This is a genomic window from Ideonella sp. P3_A4, assembly GCF_056403075.1.
Map to the genome: position 1 here is coordinate 1 of NZ_JBFUGE010001174.1, position 1022 is coordinate 1022.

Here is a 1022-nt window from a genome sequence, read left to right on the forward strand (position 1 = left end):
GCGTATTGGCCTCGCGGTGCAGCTCCTGGATCAGGAAGTCCAGCCGCTTGCCGACCTCGCCGCCCTTGGTCAGCAGACGCTCGATCTCGTCCAGGTGCGACACCAGGCGCGACAGCTCTTCGGCCACGTCGATGCGAATGGCATAGGCAGCCGCTTCATTCAGTGCCCGATCGCGCGCGGCTTCAGCCGACACGGCGCCGGCAGCGCCAGCCGAGTTCAACGCCTCGGCCCAGCGTTCCATGAAGCGCTGCTGCTGCTTCTGCACGACGGCCGGCACCAGCGGCGCGGCTTGTTCGGCCAGCTGGCGCAGCGTCGTGATGCGCTCGTTCAGGATCTGCGTCAGCCGCGCGCCTTCGCGGGCCCGGGCCTCGCGCAGCGCTTCGATCGCCGTGCGGGCAGCCTGCACCGCCAGCTCGTCGAGCCCGGTGTTGACATTGCCGCTGCCGCCGCCTCGGCACCACTGCAGGGCCTCGTGCACCGACAGCCCGACCGCGCTCGGCAACCAGCCCTGCACGGTGCTTTCGATCCGCGCCATGCGGTTCAGCTGTTCGGTGCTGGGTTGTGGCAGCCCCTCGTCGGCGCTGCGGCCCAACAGAGCACGCACTTCGACCTTGCCCCGGCGCAGGCCGGCGGTCAAAAGCTCCCGCAGCGCAGGCTCGACCTGACGCAGTTCGTCAGGCAAGCGGAACGCTATATCGAGGAAGCGACTGTTGACCGTGCGCATTTCCACGGTCACACCGGCAGGGTGGGCTTCACCCTCGGCCACCGGGGCGGCGCTGGCGCTCGCGAACCCGGTCATGCTGTAAACTGGCATGAAGCTTTTGCACCAAGCAAAAACCCAATTATGTCAAAGCCCAAACCCGCCCCGTTGCCCGCGGGCACCGTGGTCGGTGGCTACCAGATCATCAAGAAACTGGCGGCCGGCGGCTTTGGCGTGGTGTACCTCGCCGAAGACGAAGAACGCCACCTCGTTGCCCTGAAGGAATATCTGCCAGCCTCGCTGGCAGAGCGTTCTGTGGGCG

1 protein-coding gene and 1 pseudogene are annotated in these 1022 nt (G+C 67.2%); one reads left to right on the top strand and one right to left on the bottom strand.

What is annotated here, in order from left to right; all coding sequences use genetic code 11:
- Positions 1–814: YicC family protein (locus tag AC1DYI_RS36740; protein ID WP_477209008.1), on the bottom strand; the 814-nt coding region annotated here is incomplete at its 3' end.
- 30 nt (positions 815–844) lie between these two features.
- Here AC1DYI_RS36740 and AC1DYI_RS36745 point away from each other — a divergent pair.
- Positions 845–1022 (top strand): annotated as a pseudogene (locus AC1DYI_RS36745) (serine/threonine protein kinase); the annotation flags it as partial.